This window comes from Halosimplex carlsbadense 2-9-1, assembly GCF_000337455.1.
Lineage (GTDB): Archaea > Halobacteriota > Halobacteria > Halobacteriales > Haloarculaceae > Halosimplex > Halosimplex carlsbadense.
On sequence record NZ_AOIU01000023.1, the window covers coordinates 185,701 to 205,920 of the forward strand.

At 70.1% G+C, this 20,220-nt stretch carries 19 protein-coding genes and 1 pseudogene; 10 read left to right on the forward strand and 10 right to left on the reverse strand.

The window, feature by feature from the left end:
- Nucleotides 1-11: 11 nt before the first annotated feature.
- The 5 genes from C475_RS09930 (at nucleotide 12) to coaBC (ending at nucleotide 6,376) form a co-directional block, all read left to right on the forward strand.
- Complete coding sequence (locus C475_RS09930; protein WP_006883690.1) at nucleotides 12-1,109, forward strand: DUF4129 domain-containing protein; 1,098 nt, start codon at nucleotides 12-14, stop codon at nucleotides 1,107-1,109.
- The gene (locus C475_RS23085; protein WP_006883691.1) at nucleotides 1,106-1,798 is read left to right on the forward strand and encodes a DUF7269 family protein; all 693 of its coding nucleotides are present in this window, start codon (nucleotides 1,106-1,108) and stop codon (nucleotides 1,796-1,798) included. The genes C475_RS09930 and C475_RS23085 overlap by 4 nt, the downstream gene beginning before the upstream one ends.
- Nucleotides 1,795-3,381: a DUF58 domain-containing protein gene (locus C475_RS23090; protein WP_006883692.1), complete on the forward strand. Its 1,587-nt coding sequence runs from the start codon at nucleotides 1,795-1,797 to the stop codon at nucleotides 3,379-3,381. Before C475_RS23085 ends, C475_RS23090 begins: the two co-directional genes overlap by 4 nt.
- Entirely contained in the window at nucleotides 3,378-4,832 is a 1,455-nt protein-coding gene (locus C475_RS09945) for a DUF7519 family protein (protein ID WP_049930401.1), read from the forward strand. Before C475_RS23090 ends, C475_RS09945 begins: the two co-directional genes overlap by 4 nt.
- A gap of 386 nt (nucleotides 4,833-5,218) precedes the next feature.
- On the forward strand, nucleotides 5,219-6,376 hold the full coding sequence (coaBC, locus tag C475_RS09950) for a bifunctional phosphopantothenoylcysteine decarboxylase/phosphopantothenate--cysteine ligase CoaBC (RefSeq protein WP_006883694.1): 1,158 nt from the start codon (nucleotides 5,219-5,221) through the stop codon (nucleotides 6,374-6,376).
- A gap of 36 nt (nucleotides 6,377-6,412) precedes the next feature.
- Here the strand turns inward: coaBC and C475_RS09955 are convergent, their stop codons facing one another.
- The 10 genes from C475_RS09955 to C475_RS10000 form a co-directional block, all read right to left on the reverse strand.
- Nucleotides 6,413-7,720 carry a glycosyltransferase family 87 protein gene (locus tag C475_RS09955; protein ID WP_006883695.1) on the reverse strand — a complete coding sequence of 436 codons (1,308 nt, stop codon included), beginning with the start codon at nucleotides 7,718-7,720 and terminating at the stop codon, nucleotides 6,413-6,415.
- A 127-nt stretch (nucleotides 7,721-7,847) separates the two neighbouring features.
- Nucleotides 7,848-9,608 carry a Na(+)/H(+) antiporter subunit D gene (locus tag C475_RS09960; protein WP_006883696.1) on the reverse strand — a complete coding sequence of 587 codons (1,761 nt, stop codon included), beginning with the start codon at nucleotides 9,606-9,608 and terminating at the stop codon, nucleotides 7,848-7,850.
- On the reverse strand, nucleotides 9,608-11,323 hold the full coding sequence (locus C475_RS09965; RefSeq protein ID WP_006883697.1) for a cation:proton antiporter: 1,716 nt from the start codon (nucleotides 11,321-11,323) through the stop codon (nucleotides 9,608-9,610). Before C475_RS09965 ends, C475_RS09960 begins: the two co-directional genes overlap by 1 nt.
- Complete coding sequence (locus tag C475_RS09970) at nucleotides 11,320-12,864, reverse strand: monovalent cation/H+ antiporter subunit D family protein (RefSeq protein WP_006883698.1); 1,545 nt, start codon at nucleotides 12,862-12,864, stop codon at nucleotides 11,320-11,322. The genes C475_RS09965 and C475_RS09970 overlap by 4 nt, the downstream gene beginning before the upstream one ends.
- Complete coding sequence (locus C475_RS09975; RefSeq protein ID WP_049930403.1) at nucleotides 12,857-13,213, reverse strand: cation:proton antiporter subunit C; 357 nt, start codon at nucleotides 13,211-13,213, stop codon at nucleotides 12,857-12,859. The genes C475_RS09970 and C475_RS09975 overlap by 8 nt, the downstream gene beginning before the upstream one ends.
- Complete coding sequence (locus tag C475_RS09980) at nucleotides 13,210-13,710, reverse strand: MnhB domain-containing protein (protein ID WP_006883700.1); 501 nt, start codon at nucleotides 13,708-13,710, stop codon at nucleotides 13,210-13,212. Before C475_RS09980 ends, C475_RS09975 begins: the two co-directional genes overlap by 4 nt.
- Nucleotides 13,707-14,243, reverse strand: coding sequence for a DUF4040 domain-containing protein (locus C475_RS09985; protein WP_006883701.1), 537 nt, complete (start codon nucleotides 14,241-14,243; stop codon nucleotides 13,707-13,709). The genes C475_RS09980 and C475_RS09985 overlap by 4 nt, the downstream gene beginning before the upstream one ends.
- Complete coding sequence (mnhG, locus tag C475_RS09990; RefSeq protein WP_006883702.1) at nucleotides 14,240-14,551, reverse strand: monovalent cation/H(+) antiporter subunit G; 312 nt, start codon at nucleotides 14,549-14,551, stop codon at nucleotides 14,240-14,242. Before mnhG ends, C475_RS09985 begins: the two co-directional genes overlap by 4 nt.
- Nucleotides 14,551-14,826 carry a cation:proton antiporter gene (locus C475_RS09995; protein WP_006883703.1) on the reverse strand — a complete coding sequence of 92 codons (276 nt, stop codon included), beginning with the start codon at nucleotides 14,824-14,826 and terminating at the stop codon, nucleotides 14,551-14,553. The genes mnhG and C475_RS09995 overlap by 1 nt, the downstream gene beginning before the upstream one ends.
- Complete coding sequence (locus C475_RS10000) at nucleotides 14,823-15,863, reverse strand: monovalent cation/H+ antiporter subunit E (protein WP_006883704.1); 1,041 nt, start codon at nucleotides 15,861-15,863, stop codon at nucleotides 14,823-14,825. The genes C475_RS09995 and C475_RS10000 overlap by 4 nt, the downstream gene beginning before the upstream one ends.
- Nucleotides 15,864-16,265: 402 nt before the next feature.
- Here C475_RS10000 and C475_RS10005 point away from each other — a divergent pair, with 402 nt between their 5' ends.
- The 5 genes and pseudogenes from C475_RS10005 to C475_RS10025 all read left to right on the forward strand — a co-directional run.
- Nucleotides 16,266-16,736: a type IV pilin gene (locus C475_RS10005; protein WP_006883705.1), complete on the forward strand. Its 471-nt coding sequence runs from the start codon at nucleotides 16,266-16,268 to the stop codon at nucleotides 16,734-16,736.
- A gap of 214 nt (nucleotides 16,737-16,950) precedes the next feature.
- The gene (locus tag C475_RS10010; protein WP_006883706.1) at nucleotides 16,951-17,535 is read left to right on the forward strand and encodes a DUF7344 domain-containing protein; all 585 of its coding nucleotides are present in this window, start codon (nucleotides 16,951-16,953) and stop codon (nucleotides 17,533-17,535) included.
- 249 nt (nucleotides 17,536-17,784) lie between these two features.
- On the forward strand, nucleotides 17,785-18,354 hold the full coding sequence (locus tag C475_RS10015; protein WP_006883707.1) for a type IV pilin: 570 nt from the start codon (nucleotides 17,785-17,787) through the stop codon (nucleotides 18,352-18,354).
- A gap of 82 nt (nucleotides 18,355-18,436) precedes the next feature.
- Complete coding sequence (locus tag C475_RS10020) at nucleotides 18,437-18,925, forward strand: hypothetical protein (protein ID WP_006883708.1); 489 nt, start codon at nucleotides 18,437-18,439, stop codon at nucleotides 18,923-18,925.
- Nucleotides 18,922-20,220, forward strand: a pseudogene (locus tag C475_RS10025) (hypothetical protein); the annotation flags it as partial. The gene C475_RS10020 and the pseudogene C475_RS10025, both read left to right, overlap by 4 nt.

The window sequence follows — 20,220 nt, forward strand, 5'->3', positions numbered from 1 at the left end:
TAGTCTCGGATGTGACGCGTTCGGGTCCCCGCATCACGCTCGTAGCGCTGGCGGTCCTCGCGGTCGCGTTCGGCGGCGCCCTCTTCCCCGCTTCGGGGTTCGGGTCGGTACCGGCCGACGAAACCGACCTGATCGGCGCCGACCGGGCCGCCGAACCGGCCGCCGGATCCGGCTCGGACACCCGAGGGTCCGGACCGACGGGGACCGACGGAGTCGAGACGGCCGCGGCCGACGAACCGACGCCCGTCTCGACTGTCGCCGAGAGAGACGCGGCGACGGCATCGCCGACGCCGGAACCGACAGCGACAGCGACGCCGACGGCTGTCCCCGACAGTGACGACGATACGTCGAGCGGCGGCGGCGCAATCGGCCTGGTCTCGTGGCTGCTCGGTGCAGGCCTGCTAGCGCTGGCCGGCGTCTCGGTGCTGGCCGGCCTGTCGTCGCGGCTGGGCGACGGCGGTTCGGGCGACGGACCGGCACTCGGGCCGTTTTCGTTCGGCTGGGCGTTCGGCGGGGACGGCGTCTCGCCGGCGGGGCTGGTCAAGCGGGTCCCGCAGGCGACCATGGTCGCGCTCGTCGGCGCGTCGACCGGGACGGCCCGGGTCCTGTCGACCGCGGGATCGGTCGCGGGCGACGCCGCTGCGGGGCTCGCCACCGCCTTCGAGGGCGGGTCGCGGGCGACGGGCAGCCTGCTCGCCGGGCTGGGCGGGCTGTTCTCGTCCTCCGGCGGATCGCTGCTATCGATCAGGGGTGTCCTGTCCGGACTGGCGAGCGGCGGGTCGGGCGGCGCGAGCGGGCGCGCGCCCGACGCCGACGCACGGACGGCAGCGCCCGTCGAGCCCGAGTCGAGCGACGACCCGATCCGGACGGTCGAGGGCGCGTGGGAGGCGTTCGCCGACCCGCTCCCGGTCCGCGACCGGGAGGCGCGGACGCCCGGTGAACTGGCGCGGACCGCCGTCGACCGAGGCGACCCGGCCGACCGGGTCGAGCGACTCAGGGACGTGTTCAGGGACGTGCGCTACGGCGGCGCGCCGGCGAGCGAGGACCGGACGCGGACCGCCGTCGAGGCCGCCAGGGCCGTGCTGGACCGGCGGGAGGACGAGGAATGAACGCGCCGCCGTCGGCCGGACCGGACCGCGACCCCCGCTTGGGGAGTCTCGACGTCGACGCAGACATCGACTTCGGCCGCAGCCTCGGCGGGCGAGGAGTCCGACTTGCCGCGGCCGCGGTCGGCGCCGTCGCGTTCGCGACGGCGCTCGCGCTCGTCACGGGTGTCGGCGGGGAGCGCTTCGCCGACGCGGTCGACGCGGTCGTCTGGCCGGCTCGCCCGCTCGTGTACTTCGTCGCGCACTTCGCGCTCGTCCTCGGCGCGTGGTCGCTGTGGCGCGGCCGCTCGACCGACGAGGACGCCGACGTTTCGCTCCCCGACCCGGCCGACGCCGACGGGTCCGGAGACCGACTGGTCGGCGACGCCGTGGACGAGGTGCTCGACGCGCTCGGGGACCCGGAGACCACGGACAGCGGGTGGCGCCGCGTCGACGCGTACTCCCAGATCCGTTCCCTGGCGATAGACGTGCTTCGGGAGGCCGGAACCGACGACCCGGCGGCCGCGCTGGCGACGGGCGAGTGGACCGACGACCCGCGCGCGGCGGCGTACCTCGGCGACGACGTGCCGTTGCCGGTCCGGATCCGGGTCGCCGACTGGGCCGGCGGCGACCCCTATCGACGGCAGGTCGAGGCGACCGTCGCGGAACTGTCCGCCGTCGCCGGCGTCGAGACGGAGGTGGCCGAGGCGTGAGCGACACGCGTCCCGGAACGACGACCGACGAACGGGACCCGCCCGAGACTGCCGTCGACACCGACGGGTCGGCCGTGGAGTCCGAGGCCGCCGACGGATTCGACGATACGGACGCGGACGCCGACGCGGCTGCGGACGCCGATCTGGCAGCCGACGCCGATGGCGAGTCCGAGCCGTCGATCACGGGTGACGGGTCGGGCGTGACGCTGGCGGCGACGACGGGCGCGGAGACGACGGCGACGGGCGTCGAGAACCGCTGGGTCGCCGGCGTGGTCTTCGCGCTCGCGTCGGTGGCGCTGGGCGTCTTCCTGTCGAACACCGGCCTCTTCCTCGCCTCGATCGTCGGGCTCGTCTACGCGGCGTACGCGTCGCTGTCGCGGCCGCCGTCGCCGTCGCTGGTCACGAAGCGCCGCGTCGAGCCGGCCGACCCCTCGCCGGGCGACCGGATCGCGGTGACCGTACGGGTCGAGAACGCCGGGGACGTGCCGCTCGCGGACGTGCGCGTCGCCGACGACCCGCCCGCGGGCCTCGACGTGGTCGAGGGCGACGCCCGCCACGCGGGGACGATCGAACCCGGCGACCACCTCGCGGTCGAGTACGAACTCGGCGCTTCCCGCGGGAAACACGAGTTCGGGGACGTGACGGCCGTCGCACGCAGCGCCGCCGGCGAGGCCGTCAGGCGGACCGGCTTCGAGGCGGGCCAGTCGCTGGTCTGTCACGCGGCGGTCGACTCGTTGCCGCTGGCCGCCCAGACGGGGATCGGTGCCGGCCGGGTCGAGACGGACTCGGGGGGCGAGGGGGTGGAGTTCTACGCCACCCGCGAGTACGCGCCGGGCGACTCCGCCAGTCGCGTCGACTGGAACCGCTACGCGTCGACGGGCGAGCTGACGACGGTCACCTACCGCGAGTCGAAGGCCGCGACCGTCGCGTTCGTCGTCGACGGCCGGGTCCAGCGCCGGGCCGCACCGGGCGACCCGGACGCCCGGGACCTCTGTGGGTACGCCGCGGTCAGGCTCGCGGACGACCTCCTCGACCAGGGGACACAGGTCGGGGCCTCGGTGATCTCGGCGGCCGGCGCCGATTACTTCGAGACGGGCGGGACGCTCGCGCCCGCTACCGGGACCGAGCAGTCGTTGCGGCTGCGAGCGCTGTTACGGACGAAACTCGGCGTCACGGTCGACGACCTGAGCACGGCGGTCGGGCGGTCGTTCGCGGCGGCGACCGGCGACGCCGACGCGGCCCGCCGTTCCCGCCACTCCGGCGGTGGTCAGGGGATCCCCGGCGGCCGGCGCCGGCTGACCGACGAGATTCCGGCCGGCGCGCAGGTCGTCTTCGTCTCGCCGCTGCTGGACGACGACGCGGTCCGGGCGGTCGAGCGACTGGTCGCACACGAGCACGCGACGACCGTCGTCAGTCCCGACCTGACCGGACGGGCGACGGCCGGCGCGGCGGCCGAGCGGATCCGACGGGTCGCGCGCGTCGGCTCGGTGACGGGCGCTCGGCGGGCGCGCGTCGTCGACTGGTCGCCCGACGAGCCGCTCCAGGTCGCGGTCGACCGCGCGGCCGCGAGGTGGGAACGATGACCGCCGCCCGCCCGCAGGCCGGCGTCGTGTCGGCGCGGGGCGCCCTCGCCGTCGCGGCGTGCGTCGCGGTCCTCCTGCTCGCGCTCTCCGGCGCGGGCGCGGTCGGAGTCGTCGGTGTCGCGGGCGCCGTCGTACTCGGCTGGGGCGTCGGTGCGCTCGACCCGTCGCGGACCCGCCGACTCGCCGCCGGGAGCGTCTCGGTCGCGGTCGGGACCACAGCGCTCACGGCGGCGGCGGGCTGGCTCGCCACGACGCCGCGGCCCGCCGGTCACGTGGTGGTGCTCGCGGCGACGGCGGCCGTCGCGCTCGCGGCGCTGGCGGGGCTCTCCGACGAGACGACCGACCGGCTGACCCGCGTCGCATCGGAGTCGGGCTTCGTCGCGCTCGTGGCGACGGCGTTCGTGGTCGCGTGGTTCCTGTTGGTCGGGACGGGGTTCGTGCCCGAACTGGTCGCGTGGTCGTTCGAGGGGGCGACCGCGGCGCCGGTCACCGCGGCCGTCTGGCTGCAGGTCCTCGGCGTCGCGGCCGGGCTCGCGGCCGACCGGGCGGCGCGCGCGCTCGAGTCGCTGGTGCCCGGGGCGGGCGCGCCGGAGTCGGGGCTGGCCGCGTCGTTCAGACTGACGCTCGACGACCTGCCGCGGTGGTACGTGGCGGCACTGGTCCTCGCGTTGCTGTTCGGGTCGTCAGCGGTCGTCCGCGAGGCCGTCGCCTCGGCGCTCGCGGCGCGGCCGCTCGTCGGTCGCGCCGTCGACGCGGTGTTGCTCACCGGGGTCGCTCACGCCGCGCTCGGCGTCGTTTTGGCGCTGTCGCTTTGCGTCGCCGCCGCCCCGTCGGTCCACCGAGCGATCGTCTTCTGGACCGGCCCGTCGCCGGGGAACACGGTCGCGTACGGCGCGGGCGGGCTCGTCGTGGCGGTGGTCGCCCTCGGCGGGGGCGCCCTCGCGTCCCTCGTTCGCGCGTTCGACCTCTCTGTCGCCGTGCAGGCCCCGAACGCGGTCGCCGTGGCCGTGCCCGCGCTCGTCGCCGCCCTCTGTGCCCTCCTGACGATGCTGGCGTTCGTCCACGGGCTACACCTTGTGACAGACCTGTTCGTCCGGCGCGCGGGCGGCTTCGCGGTCGGCGCCGGCTCTTTGCTGATCGGGACGGCCCTGCTCGCCGACACCCTCCCGACGCTCGCGGTCGTGCTGGCGGCGGCCGCCGCGCTCGCGGTCTGGGACCTGGGCGTCCACGCGGTCGGGTTCGAGCGGGATCTGGGCGGCGTCCGGCCGCCGACGCGGACGGAACTCGTTCACGCGACCGCGGCGGGGGCCGTGCTGGTCGGCGCCGTCGTCGTCGCGCTCCTCGTCGGCTACCTCGCCGTCCCGCTCCGGGTCCCCGGCGACCGGGCGACCGTCGCGCTCGCGCTGGTGATGGTGTCGGTCGTCGCCTTCTCGGTCGCGCTGCGCGAGTAGCCGCGACCGCATCGGTTACCCGGATCCAGCGGAATCGACCCGTCTGACCGGCGAAAACGTGGTCGCGGTCGGCGTTCCGTCGGCGAGCCTGTGTGTGAACGACCGGGCCGCGATATCCCGACGCTCGGGCACTGTACCGGCTGACGGTCGCGATATCACGGTCGTGCGCGGCGGATGAACAAACGGAACACTGAATAGGTCGCTCGCTACGAATATCCGATGGGTGTCAGAGGCATCCCCCATCGGATCGGACACCCGCTCTCCCCTCTCGGTCCCCGTTCTCGCGTCTCGACCCGTCGAGCGACCGCACTCCCGGACGGACGCGCCCGGTCGGCGGCCGACGCGAGCCACCCCTTATAAGTCACGACGGCGAGAAGATGCGAGCGATGCTGGACGGCGTCAACGTCGCGCTGGGAGTCACCGGCTCGATCGCCGCGGTGAAGACAGTCGAACTCGCCCACGAGCTGCGCCGCCGCGGCGCGAGCGTCAGGGCGGTCACCACCGACGCCGCCGAGGGGATCGTCCACCCGTGGGCGCTGGAGTTCGCCACCGACAACCCCGTCGTCACCGAGATCACTGGCGCCGTCGAACACGTCGACCTCTGCGGACGCGAGGGGTGGGCGGACGTGCTACTGGTCGCACCGGCGACCGCGAACACCGTCGGCAAGGTCGCGGCGGCGGTCGACGACACGCCGGTCACCACGTGCGCGACGACGGCGCTGGGCGCGGGCGTGCCCGTCGTCGTCGCGCCCGCGATGCACGAGCCGATGTACGACCACCCCGGCGTCCTCGACGCCATCGACCGCGTCGAGTCGTGGGGCGTCGACTTCGTCGATCCGCGCGTCGAGGAGGGCAAGGCCAAGATCGCGACCGAGGACGCCATCGCGCTCGCTGCGGCGCGGGCCGCCACCCCGGACGCGCTCGCGGGCCGCCACGTCGTCGTCACCAGCGGCGCCACCACCGAATCGATCGACCCGATCCGGACGCTCTCGAACCGCGCGTCGGGCAAGACCGGTCGCGCCGTCGCCCGCGCCTGTTACGTCCGCGGTGCGGACGTGACCCTCGTCCACGACGGTGACGACCGCCCCTACGCCACCGTCGAATCCGTCGAATCGGCGGCGGAGATGCTGGCGGCGACCCGTGAAGCCGTCACGGACGCGGACGCGCTCGTCTCGGCGGCGGCCGTCTCCGACTACACCGTCGAGCGCCGCGATTCGAAGATCCGCTCGGGCGCCGAGTCGCTGACCCTGGAACTCGAACCGACGCCGAAGCTCGTCGACACCGTCCGCGAGGCGTTGCCCGACCTCCCCATCGTCGGTTTCAAAGCCGAGACCGGCGGGGACGACGACGCGATCGTCTCGCGGGCCCGCGACCTGCTGGAGCGGGCGGGGATGGCCTTCGTCGTCGGCAACGACGCGAGCGTGATGGCCGGCGACCGCACGCGGGCGCTGGTCGTTCGCGGCGACGACGTGCGCGAGTACGAGGGTGGGAAGGCCGGCCTGGGCAGCCTGGTCGCCGGGGAGCTCGCTACCGAACTCGACTGACTCGGGTCGGTTCGCCCCGTCTCGACGCCGCAGTTTTCAGTCACCGTCGGTCGTCTCGGGAGCGGAGCGGCTCCCGACGGGCAGTAGATCCGCCGAGAGAGCGACCATCTGGGTCACTCGGGCGGCCGCGAGGCCGACGAGGACGGCGTTGCCCCACAGCCCGGGCTGGAGGAGCAGGTAGACCGGACGAAACGCCTCGAACGCGGGGACGGCGTTCGGGAGGGTGAGGACCAGAAAGCGTAGCCCGTAGGAGTGCAGATGGAGGCAGAGGACTCCGATCAGGACGAGTTCGGGGTAGCCGTCTCGTTCGACCTCGCCGGCGAGCAGGACGACAGCGACCGGCACCAGCGCGACGAAGTAGTAAGTGTAGGTCTGCGGGGTCAGGAGCGGGAAGGCCGCGACGCCGAGCGCGAACACCGTCCCTCGCGCTCGCGACGGTGCGAGGGCGGCGAGACCAGCGATACCGAGCGAGACCGCGACTCTGACCGCCTGCGCCCCAGGGATCCACGCCAGCGGTTTGTAGTACGGCGCGAGCCACAGCGTCGGCGAGCGGGTGGCGTCGCTGCCCTGTGAGACGCCCCAGCGGAGCACGTCGAGGTAGGTCAGGTGCGCATCGACCCCGAAAAAGCGGATCGACAGCCAGACGACCGGCGGCATCACGAGCAGCGCGCCGACCAGCCGCCGCCGGTCGTGGAGGAGGTGCGCGCCGACGGGCGCGTAGGCGAACTTGACGACGCCGACGAGGGCGGTGGCGGCCCCGGCGAGCAGCGCCGACGGGGAGCAGCGTGAGTCGGCGTCTTCAGGAGTCGTCCGTCCGTCCCGCACCAGCGCCGCCGTGGCGACCGAGAGCAGGCCGCCCATGAACAGGGCGGTCTGGCCAAGCTTGGCGGTCAGGACGGCAGGGTGGAACCCGGCGAGCAGGGCCGCCAGCCCGACCCGCTCGTACCACCGGAGGTCGTATCCCAGCGCGGCGACCAGCGCCTGCAGACCGCCCCAGCAGAAGACGCCGCTGGCGAGCAGCCAGGCCATCGCCCCGTCGCGGAACGAAAGCAGCGCCTCGAACGGCCAGAACAGCAGGACCACCACGGGCGGGTAGAGGTACGTGCCCCAGAACCCGCCCTCCTCGGTTCGCCGGTACAGCGACTCGCCCGCTCGGCAGCGGTCGACTGCGCCCCCGTAGGCGCCGAAGTCGCCGAACCGGAAGTCTGAGACGAACTCGAAGGACGCCCGCAGCCACCAGTCGACGGCCGGGTACACCAACAGGGACATCAGGAGGAGCGCGGCGACGGCGACCAGCGCCGGGCGCTCGCGGCGGCGCGCCCACAACCGGTGCAGCAGCGACATGCTCGCCGATACTGTCGTTCGTATTGAGTGTCTTCTGTCGAGTCAAATAACTCTTTGATCCTTCGCGATCGGGCGGTCTCGACGGTTGGAAGCGGCGGTTGGGGCCAGCGACGGACGGCGCCGCCGGTCAGACCACCAGGACGAACAGAATGCCGATAGCGACGAGCGCGACGAGCACGATGCTGGTGCTGATGCCGGCGCGGAGGGTCGCGGGTTCCTCACCGGTCGCGCCCGTGATAGCCGCGCGCGGGCGCGCCGCCACGGCGGTCGAGCGGTCCGCGAGCCTCACCGCGACGCGGTCGGCCGCGGCGTACAGTTCGGTGACGCCGACGACGAGCGCGCGGGTCCCGTACAGCGCCGCGGGGTTGTACAGGCTGTCGATGTCGGGCAGCCGACCCGCCTTCGACAGGGGCTTTTTGATGAGAACGAACCCGACGAGGCCGATGACCGCCAGCGCGACGCCCTCGACGACGTGGTCGACGGTGTAGGTCTCGTAGACGTGGCCGACGACCGCGTCGCTGGTCACGTCGAACGGGAGGATGGCGAACAGCGCCCCGTCGACGAGGCCGTAGAAGACACACAGCGCGGCGACGCCGACCATGGCGACGGCCTGGCCGCGGTTGGCGTCGGCGACGCTCCCGTCGTACTCCCCGTGGAGGAACGCGTAGTAGCCGAACTTGATGAACGAGAGGAAGGTGCCGACGCCACCGACCAGCAACAGCAACTCCAGCGTGTGGAAGTCGCCGACTGCGAAGGGGCCGGCGGGGAACTCGTAGTGGCTCGCGGAGATGACGATTCCCTTGCTGACGAAGCCGTTGAACCCGGGGAACCCGGCGATCGACAGCGCGGCGACGGCGAAGGAGACGGCGGTGATCGGCATCTCGCGGCCGAGCCCGCCGAGTTTCTTCAGGCTCTCCTTGCCGGTCCGGTAGATGACGACGCCGGCGGTCATGAACAGGAGGCCCTTGTAGAGGATGTGGTTGAACACGTGGGCCATCGCGCCGGCCTGGCCGAGCGCGGTGCCGATGCCGACGCCGGCGACCATGTAGCCGACCTGCGACTGGATGTGATAGGACAGGAGCCGGCGCATGTCGTTCTGGAACAGCGCGAAGGTCGCGCCGAAGACGGCCATCAGTCCGCCCATGTAGGCGATAGCGACGTTACCCTCGGGGAACGCGCGGTACATGCCGTAGACCCCGGTCTTCGTGGTGAACACGCAGAGGAAGACGCTGGCGGCGACGTGCGGGCGCGGGTAGGTGTCGGGCAGCCACGCGTGAAGGCCGATGAACCCGACGTTGACGCCGATCCCGACCGCCGCGAGGACGGGTGCGACCGGGCCGGCCATCCCGCCCTCGGCGGCCGAGAAGAGGAACGATCCGACCTCGACGTAGTGCCAGACGACGGCGCCCAGCAGGAGCGTCCCACCGACGCCGTGCAGGAGGGCGTAGCGAAAGCCCGCGCGGACCGCCCGGCCGCCGTAGTACCAGACCAGCAGCGTGCTGGTCACCGCCATCAGCTCCCAGAAGAAGATCAGCGACAGCCAGTCGCCGCCGAAGACCGCACCGAGGCTCGCGGCGACGTAGCTCAGCGCGAACGCGGTCTGGATCGAGTCGGCCTCGCTGTAGTAGGAGTAGACCCCCGCCGCCGCGGCGATGAACCCGAAGATCAGGCCCATCAGCGTCGAGAAGCCGTCGACGTTGTAGAGGACCGTCCGGAAGCCGAACAGCGACACCTCCAGGTGGGTCCCCGCGTCGGTCAGCCAGACGTAGGGGACGACCGCGGCCGACGCGAGGGCGCCCAGCGCGTGGCCGGCCTTGCGGCCGATGAACGGGAGCAACAGCGCCGCGAGCGCGACCGGGAGGAAGGGTGGAACCAGCGGGTCGACCATCAGACGCTCACCCCCGTCACGCCGGAGACGACGAGTCTGACGATCCGAAGGAAGACGGCGGCGTCGGGGACGATCCCGAGGACGACGGATCCGGTCGCGGCGAACAGGATGGGACCGAGCATCAGCCAGGTCGACTCCTCGCCGGTCCACCGGCGGTGTTCCCACGCGAGGCGCTCGTCGTGACCGTGGTCGTGCTCGATGTGGGCCGCGGCCTCGGCCTCGTCGACCGAGCCCTGGCCCTCGTGGTCGTCGGCGTAGCCGTGGTCGTCGACCCCGTCGTCGGGGTCGGAGCTATCGTCCGGCGCGCCGCCGTCGGCCGCAACGTCGGGCTCGCCGAAGCGGCCGCCGAGGACGGCCTCGACGAGCGGCTTGGGGTCCTCGTCGCCGGGCGACTCGAAGAAGGCGGCGTAGACGATCGGCCAGAAGTACGCGATGTTGAGCACGCCCGAGACGAGCAGCGCGCCAGTGAACACCACGTCGCCGGCCGAGACGGTGCCGATGAGCAGGAAATACTTGCTGACGAACCCGGCGACCAGCGGGATCCCGGCCATCCCCAGGGCGGCGACGCCGAAGGCCGTCATCGTCAGCGGCATCCGCTTGCCGATGCCCGCCATATTGGAGATGTCGTCGGTGTGAGTCTCGACGTGGATCGCGCCCGCACAGAAGAACAGCGTGAGCTTCATGAACGCGTGGGCGGGGATGTGCAGGAGTCCGCCGACCAGCGAGTAGGGGTGTAACACCGCCAGTCCGAGGACGATGTACGACAGCTGGCTCACCGTCGAGTAGGCCAGCCGGCGCTTGAGGTTGTCCTGGCGAAGGGCGATGACGCTGGAGGTCACGAGGGTGAACGCGGCGATCGCCGCCAGTATGGTCCCCACCCCGAGTTCGGTCATCAGGTCCGGTCCGAACACGTCCAGAACGACGCGTGCGATACCGAAGACGCCGGACTTGACGACCGCGACCGCGTGCAGCAGGCCGGAGACGGGCGTCGGCGCGACCATCGCGTCGGGCAGCCACGAGTGGACCGGCATGAGCGCGGCCTTGACGCCGAACCCGGTGATCAACAGGGCGAAGGCGACGCGGGCGAACAGGGGGTCGGCCGCCGCCAGGTCGGCGATCCCGCCGGCGGCGAAGGCGGTCGTGCCGGCGAGCCAGTAGACCAGCACCGCACCCGCGAGGACGGCGACGCCGCCGCCGAAGGTGTAGGTGAGGTACTTCCGGCCGGCGGCGCGGGCCTCGTCGGTCTCGTCGTGGGCGACCAGCGGGTAGGTCGCGACGGTCAGCAGCTCGTAGAAGACGAACAGGACCAGTAGGTTGCCGGCGAAGGCGATACCGATCGCCGACGCGAGGCTGCCGGCGAACGCCGCGAAGTAGCGCGTCTGGCTGTGTTCGTCGAGCCCGCGCATGTAGCCGATGCTGTAGAAGCTGGTCACCAGCCACAGCAGGCTCGCCAGCAGGGCGAAGAGGACCCCGAGCGAGTCCGCGCGGAGGACGAAGTTGACCCCGGGGACGAACGTGCCGAAGTCGGTGACGTAGGTGTCGCCGCCGAGCACACCGGGGACCATGCTGGCGACGATCCCCAGCTTGGCGAGCGCCGCGATCACCGTCCAGGACTCCCGGAGGTTCGGCCGCCCGCGGGAGGCGAGGATCGGGAGGATAGCGACGGCCGATACGAGCACTGCGGCGACCGGTCTGAGCGATGTGAGTTCCGTCATGACAGGAGCCGTTCGATGGTGGGTTCGAGGAGCTGTCCGTACTGGAACGCGGCGACGCCGAGGACGATCGCGAGAACGGCCGCGCCGACGACCGTCGCACGCATCCCGAGGGAGACGCGCGGGGTCGAAGCGGCGGCCCCGTCGTCCGTCGGTCCGTTACCGTCGGTGACGACGGCCGTCGTCGCGTCGGTCTCGACCGATTCGACGCTCGCGGCGGGCTCGGGCGCCTCGCGGAAGTACATCCGCTCGACGATCCGGGCGAAGTACGCCAGCGTCAGCAGCGTGCTCGCGAAGATGACGACCGCGAGCGGCCAGGCCTCGGCCTCGACGGCGCCCAGGGCGACGTACCACTTGCCGACGAACCCGACGGCGGGCGGGACGCCAACCATCGCGAGCGCGAGGACGCCGAACGCCCCCGCGCCCGACGGGAGCCGCGCGGCCAGCCCGTCGTAGGCGTCGATCGAGCGGGCGCCGGTCTCGGTCGCGATCAGCCCGCTCGTCAGGAACAGGCCGCCCTTCATGACGGCGTGACCGACGAGGTGGATCGCCGCGCCGGTCAGCGCGGTGGTGTTGGCGACCGCGATGGCCGCGAGGACGAGTCCGAACTGCGACACCGACGAGTAGGCGAGCATCCGCTTGATCTCTGTCTGGCTCACCGCGAGGAGGCTGCCGACGACGATGCTCACGACCGCGGCGACCGCCAGTATCGTCCGGGCGAAGCCGTTTGCGGCGAGGAAGTCGACGGTGAAGACGGTGAAGACGATCCGGATCAGCGCGTAGGCGGCGACCGTCGAGACGAGCGCGGAGATGAACGCGCTGACGGAGTCGGGGGCCCCGGCGTAGGCGGTCGGCTGCCAGGTGTGGACCGGGAAGACGGCGACCTTGACGAACAGGCCGACGACGAGCAGGCCGAACGCCGCCTGAACGAGCGGGTCGGTGTAGCCGACCTCGGCCGCGGCGAGCTGGGTCGAGAGGTCGGCCATGTTGAGCGTCCCCGTCGCGACGTAGGCGTAGCCGATCCCGAGCAGGAACAGCGACGCGCCGACCGTCCCGACGAGCAGGTACTTCAGCGCCGCCAGCGCCGAGCGGCCGCCCTCGCCGCTGGCGACCAGCGCGTAGGCGGTCAGCCCCGTGATCTCCAGGAAGACGTACATGTTGAACACGTCCCCGGTGATGCTCATGCCGGTCAGGCCGGCGACCAGCAGGAGGTACGTCGCGTAGAAGGGGTTCGACCGCGGGCCCGCGGCGCGCGCGTACGCGAGCACGCCCAGCGAGACGACCGCGACGAGCAGCGCCATCGAGGCCGACAGGCCGTCGACGACGAGTTCGATCCCGAAGGGGGCGGTGAACCCGCCGACGACGTAGCGGACCGGATCGTCGCCGAACGCGCGGGTCGCGAGTGTCCCGACCGCGACGACCTGCCCGAGGGCGGCGACGACGGTGATCGGCCAGCCGGTCCGCGGGCGGACGAGCCCGGCGAGCAACACCGTGACCGAGCCCAACAGTGGGAGCGCGACGACGAGGGCGGGCAGTTCACTCATCGTGGCTCACCTGCCGGATCGCCTGCTCGTTGAGCGTTCCGTACGCCTCGTAGACGCGCACGACGAGCCCGAGCGCGACGGCCGTGAGACTCACTCCGACGACGATCGCGGTGAGGATCAGCACGTGTGGCAGCGGGCTGACGTACGGTTCCGGCGCGGTCAGCAGCGGCGGGCTCGCGCCCGTCACGAACGCGGAGGTGATGAAAAACAGGAAGATGCCCGTCTGGAAAACGTTCATCCCGATCACCTTCTTGACGACGTTCCCGTTGGCTATCAGCATGTACGTCCCGACGCCCAGCAGGAGAAACGAGACTAGGTAGTAGAGCCGGTCGGCGACCATATCTATCACGCGAAATCACTCCCGTCGTTCGACATTCCCGCGGCGATGACGAAAAAGAGGCCGGTTACGATGCCGGAGACGACCAGCCCGATCGCCAGCTCGACGAACTCGATACCGTACTTGATCGCGTGGGGAACGGGGTACACCTCGTACTCGAGGAAGCCGCCGCCCAGCACCACCGACCCGATGCCGGTCAGCAGGAAGGCGAGCACCCCCAGACCGACGAGTCCGACCGCCAGTCGCGGCCCGACCCAGTCGCGGGTCGTCTCGATTCCGAAGGCGATGCCGAGCATGAGCACGACCGTGCCGACGATGACCCCGCCCTGGAAGCCCCCGCCGGAGGAGTCGGCGCCGTGGAACATCACGAACAGCCCGAGCGTGAAGACGAACGGAGTGATGATCCGCACCGTCGTCATGATTATCGGGCTCTCGACGTAGAGCCCCTTTCTTTGGTCGTCTTCGGTCACGGCCTCGTCTCCGACGGGCGTCTCCGCGGCGTCGCTCATCCGAGCACCTCCCTGTCGAGGACGACCAGCAGGCCGATCCCCGCCGAGTAGACGACGACGGCCTCACCGAGCGTGTCGAACCCTCGGTAGGCCGCGAGGACGGCCGTCACGGCGTTTTTCACCTCGGTCTCCTCGTAGGCGTTGTCGAGGTAGTAGTCGGTCAGGTTGTCGCTCGCGACGGCCGACCCGGCGTCTCCGACGGCCGGGAGCGCGAGCAGCGTCGTCGACAGCGCGGCGACGAGCGCGACCGAGACGGCCAGGGCGCGCAGGTCGACCGATTCGAGGACTTCGTCGTCGACCGGCCGGACGGTCTTGGCGATGGTCAACAGGAACAGGACCGTCATGATACCGGCGCCCACCGCGGCCTCGGTGAGGCCCACGTCGGGCGCGCGCAGGAACACCCAGATGACGGCGATGCCGAGGCTGTAGGCTCCGAAGGCGATTATCGACCCGAGCACGTCCCGGAGCAGGGCGGTCGCGACCGCACAGGCGAGGACGAAGATGACGAGGCCGACTTCGAGCGCCCCCGTCATGAGTCGTCCTCCGTCGTCCACGGCTCGATGCCTTCCTCGATGGCGGCCCGAGTGATGGCGTGGGCGGCGGTGGGGTTCGTGAGGAACATGAACACCAGCAGCAGTACGACCTTCACCGAGGACAGCCCGGGTCCGAACGCGACGGCGACGGCCGAGAGCGCCAACACGGCGCCGAGCGTCTCGCTTTTCGACGTGCTGTGGGCGCGCGTGTAGAGGTCCGGCAGTCGGACCAGACCGACGGCGGCTACGAGCGCGAAGAACACGCCACCGGCCGCCAACACCAGTACCGCGATCTCTCGGGGCGTCATCAGAGCACCCCTCCGCGTTCGACCGAGAACTTCGAGATCGCGATGCTCAACAGGAAGTTCAACAGCGCGTAGACGAGCGCGATGTCGAGCGCGCCCGCTTCGCCGATGGCCGCCGCCAGCAGCGCGATGACGATGACGACGTTCGACCCGATGACGTTGATCGCGATGACGCGGTCGGGCATCGTGGGCCCGTCGACGATCCGGTAGACCGCGACCAGCGACGTGATGACGAACGCGCCCGCCGTTGCCAGGAGGGCGTCTTCGATGAGCGTCACGACTCCTCACCCTCCTCCATGGTGCGCTCGCTGGGGCTGGGGATGCGCGCGGCGGCCAGTCCGTAGAAGACGAACCTGACCGCCCGTTCGAGCGAGCCGCCGAACAGGTCCGCCCGGGAGTCGCGCGTCAGCGTGTGGACGGTGAAGTGGCGCCGCGACACGTCCACGGTCAGCGTGCCCGGGGTGAGCGTGATGCTGTTGGCCAGCGTCGTCACCGGGAGCGACGACGACACCGCGGCGTCGAACTCGACGAGCTTCGGGTCGATCGGCAGGTCGGGGTGGAGCACGACGTAGGCGATCTTGAAGTTCGCCACGACGATCTCCCAGAGCAGGTACGGGACGTACAGCGCGAACCTCGCGAGCCGCTTGACCGTCCGGACGGGTTCGACCGGCGTGGTGAGCGAGACGCCCCACAGCGCGACCGCGACGATCCCGGCGGAGATCGCGCCGGTGGCGAGTTCGAACGTCGCCAGCGACCCCGCGAGGAGCAGATAGAAGAGATAGGAGACGCCGAACAGCGCGAGGAACTGCGCGACCGTCCCGCGTTTGACGAGCAGCGGGCTCCGCCGCTGGCGCTGGACGGGCGCTTCCGTCACGTCGAGGCCGGCCCGCCGAACCTCGCTCTGTAGCGTGGGCAACAGCGGCGTCGTTCCGAGGGGATCGAACTCGGGGTCGAACACCGCGCCGTCGAGGTCGAACTCGCGCGCGTACCGGGTCAGCACCTCGGCGTAGTCGCCCGGACTGAACAGGTACTCGCGGGTACCGACCAGCCCGGTTTCGACGGTCACCGCGTCGCTCGCTTCACCCAGGTCCTCCTCGGCCCAGACGGACACTTTCTCGAGGAGGGCACGCGCCTGCTCGGTCTCGGCCGAGTCCTCGCCCACGGTCGACCGCTCTGAGACCGGATAGACGAAGTGGACCGCGACGGACTCGCTCCCGTCTTCGATGCGGTCGAGCGCCTCCTGAAGCGCGTACGCGACGGTGGGCCGGAGGGTCGGGGACTCCGAAACCGGCACGAGCAAGCCGGTTCCAGTCACTGGGCCGGCCCCCTCGACTCACGGAGCGTCGTTCGGACGAAGGTGGGTGTCATCAATCGTTCGGTTGATTCTTAGCCGGAACTCGTTAAAGGATTTCTTTCTCCCCCGACTGCCCGGCGGTCTCTTCCGTTTTCGTCGCGTCCTCGGACGGTCCGTCCGGTTCCTCGCGAGACGCGCGTGGACGCCGCCCGACGGGGTGAAACCCTACGCTATTATCATTTTTGAGGTGCTGAAGGCTGAGCTTGAATTTATGTTTTTGATAATACGGTAGTGACCCTTATGTGTCGCGCTGGGCGAGACACAGGTGACACGCACCGATCGCCGCCGGGTCCGTCGCGGCTGGCTCGGTCCGGTGGCGACTCACCGGGGACTATCCCCACGCATCGGGCGTGACGACAACCAATGAAACTCAAGCAACTACTCAACGACGACGACGCGGTGTCGCCGGTCATCGGGGTCATCCTGATGGTCGCGATCACGGTCATCCTCGCGGCCGTCATCGCCACGTTCGTCCTCGGACTCGGCGACCAGGTCAGCAACACTTCCCCGCAGGCATCCTTTAGCTTCGAGTGGGAAGTCGAGGCCAACGACTACGGCACGCTCACGGTCACGCACGACGGCGGTGAGACGATCCAGGCGCAGAACCTCTACATGCGCGGATCGGTTGGGGGCAATGTAGGTCCTTCCCCCGACTCGCTAGATCAGACCTGGGACGCATACAAGAGCGGCGTCAGTGGGACCTCCGAGGTACAGGCAGGCATGTCAATCGACTTCGAACAGATCGGTTCCGACGGCGAGGTCAGTCTGGTCTGGCAGAACTCCGCCGGAGATAGCTCCTCGACGCTGAAGAAGTGGGCCGGGCCGGACGCCTGACCGACGCCGCCGATCCGGTGCCCTGACTGAACGGTGCCAAAAATCTCGAAATTGACTTTGCAACTGGAGTATTCCTTTTGGGAATCACGGTCGGACGCGGATTCTATGATCGAGATGAAACGTCGGCTCCGAAACTCTCTTAGCATATGCCCATAGAATCACATATCATCGACTGGGCGGGCTGATCGCCCCTCGCGAACACGGGTCCCACATCATGAGCAACGAGACGAGACGGTTTCCGACGGGCGCGGACGAGGACGTGGAGCTGTCGAAAGGGGAGATTTTCGACGTGCTGCAGAACCAGCGCCGTCGGTACGTGCTGGAGTATCTCAAGCGCTACGACGAGCCGGTCGGGCTGAGCGACCTCGCGACGCAGGTCGCCGCCTGGGAGTACCAGACGCCGGTCGAAGAGGTGACCACCGACCAGAAGAAGCGCGTCTACACGACCCTCCAGCAGACCCATCTCTGCAAGATGGAGGAGGCCGGTATCGTCGAGTACGACACCGAGGACAACACGGTCGCGCGGACGCCCTACACCGAGGAGCTGACGGTTTACCTGGAGATCGTCCCCGGCTCCGAGTTCCCCTGGCGGGAGTTTTACCTCTCGCTCGGGTCGATCAGCTGCGCCATCGTCGCCGCGCTGTGGACCGGCCTCTTCCCGCTCACGCTCCTGACGCCGCTCGAATGGGCGACCGTAATCGCCGCGACGTTCACCGCCTCCGCGGCCTATCACACCTACAGCGGCGCCGACATGCAACTCGGCGACGACGAGTACGTCCCCGACGAGTTCGAACGGTAACGACAACGCGACCGAACGTCTCCCCGACACCACTCCGCGACCACCGTTGTGAACGGTATCTCCTCTCTGCGACTCTCTCCGGGAAGATTCTCCGTAGTGATATCTGGAGCGGGTCGACTCAATGCGCGTCTGAAGTCCCGAAGGCCCGTGAACGGTGGACGGAATTAACTATCGATACTGTCGGAGGTGGCGACAGCATTCCCGGGTTTCGGCGGACTCACACCCGCCGAGCGGGATGCAGGCACACACATGAAACTCAAGCAACTACTGGACGACGACGACGCGGTGTCGCCGGTTATCGGCGTCATCCTGATGGTCGCGATCACGGTGATCCTGGCGGCCGTCATCGCCTCGTTCGTCCTCGGACTGGGGAACCAGGCACAGCAGGGGGCACCGACGGCGACGATCGGCTTCGACTACGAACAGATCGACGAGAACTCGGGGAGCGGTCAGAGTAACTGGGGAGTCCTGAGCGTCTCACACGACGGCGGCGACTCCGTCTCCAGCCAGGAACTGTACGTTCGGGGGAGCGGATTCAATGCGAGCGGGCAGAACTCCGGTGGTACCTTCGAGTACGACCCGCCGACGACCTCGTACTCCGAACTGGAGAACTACGTCGCTGACAACGGCGGCGGCCAGATCGACCATGTCGACACCGGCCTCTGGAACGGCACCACGAGCGGTGACGACAGTAACGTCGTCTCGGGCGACCGCGCGAACGTCTATGTGAGTTCGGACTACGAGATCAGCGTCGTCTACCAGTCCCAGGAGGGCGACACCTCCTCGACGCTCAACGAGCAGGAAGGCCCCGACGCCTAACTCTCGTCGCCCTTTCTTTCGGCTTCGACGCTCGCCAGTCGCGGCCGGCGGCTTTATACCGGTCGGGTGCAGTCATCCGTCAATGGATCGGGGTCGCGTGTTCGTCTACGCTACCGTCGCGGTCATCGTCGGCGTGACCGTTCTCAGCGGCCCTGCTATCGGTCTCGTCGACCTGACGACGCCGCGGTACGACATGTCCGGGCTCGGCGAGGGCAACGTGACCGTCGACGAGGTCGAACTCCCATCGTCGGTCGCGATCGACCGGGGCTACCAGTCTCAGTCGTACTATCTCACCGTCCCCGACGCGCGGATTCACATCGCCGCCATCGACGGCAAACCGACCGTCGCCTACGGCATCGACATCCCCGCGCTGGGGTACTCCCGCTCGACGACGCACTTCCTAAGCGACGGCGACACCGGCTGGGCTTCGCTGTCCCTGCGCGAGGACACGCTCGCCGAAGACGCGGTCGACGCCGACCGGTACGACGGGACGCTGTCCCTCGTGTTACGCGGCAGCGACGGGAAGACCGTCCTCGCGAACCGGACGGTCCCCGTGGAGGTGAACGAATGAGTACCGGACGCGCCGAATCGGTCGCCTCGATGGACGTTCGCGAACGGGTTGCGACGGCTCGAACGGTACTTGTCCGCGCCGTCGTCGGCGACCGCCTCGGACTCGTCGTCTTCCTCGGGACACTCCTCGCGGTTGGCGTCACCTGGCGGCTGGGCGTATTTATCACCGACAACTACACGCTCGCGAACGCGCTGGTCGCGCTGGCCGACGGGAGTCTCGTCGTCGACGAGGCGGTCTACGGCACCTTGGAAGCGCCAGGGATGCAGGTGTACGACGGTCGACCCTACGGGCGCAACTACGGTCAGGTGGCCTTCGCGGTCCCGCTGCTGTGGGGTCTGCGGGCGGTCACGGGGGTCGCCGATATCGGGCTCGTCTTCGCGGCGGCCTGGTCGCTCCTCCTGCTCGCGTTCGGAGTTCAGGTCGGGCGACTCACCGGTCGGGAATCGCTCTGCGCGACGACGGGCGCCGTCCTCGCGCTCGCGACGTTCGTGGCCAGTGCCGCGCTGGCGGAGCCGATCCCCGAACGCTTGACGGCGCTGGCAGCGCTCCAACTCGGAACGGTCCTCGCAACCGCCTTCGTCGCGACGACGATCTACCGGTTGTTCACCCGGATGCACGACCGGCGGCTCGGCGTCGCCGCGGCCGTCGTGTCGGTCTTCGCGACGCCGGTCGGCTTCTGGGCGGCGATCCCCAAGCGCCACGTCACCGTCACGGCGCTCCTCGCGGGCGTAGTCTACGCGTTCTACCGCAGTCGGTCAACGGGTGAAGACGCCGACGAACGCGACGCATTCCTCTCGCCGACTGGCTTTCGCGCGCTGGCATACGCCCTCGTCGGGCTGTACACCTGGGTCCACGCGGGCGAGGCGTTCGCCGTCTTCCTCGCGCTCGTCGCCGTCGACCTGCCGACGGCGCCGTCAAACGACCGGCGGACCCTCTCCGTCGTCGCCGCCGCCTTCGCCGCGTCGCTCATCCCCCTTTTGGCGACGAACGCGGCTATCTCCGGCGACCCCGTCCGACCGCCGCGGATGCTCTCGGAGTTCGCCGTTCCGACCGACGGTGGGGCGGGGAGTGACGGAAGCGGTGGCGCCACGAGTGGCGGGTCGGTGCCGCTCCTGCCGGCACCCGTTCGAACTATCGTCGCGACGGTAGCGGACCGGTCCGGGCTCATCTTCGGCCCGTTGGTCGCCGGTGCGAAGTCTGCGGTCTCCGACCCCGAATCGCTGTACCGAACCTTCGCTCGCGCCGGGTACGACGGGTCCATCGGCGCCCGCGACAACGACCAGGCGATCAACCTC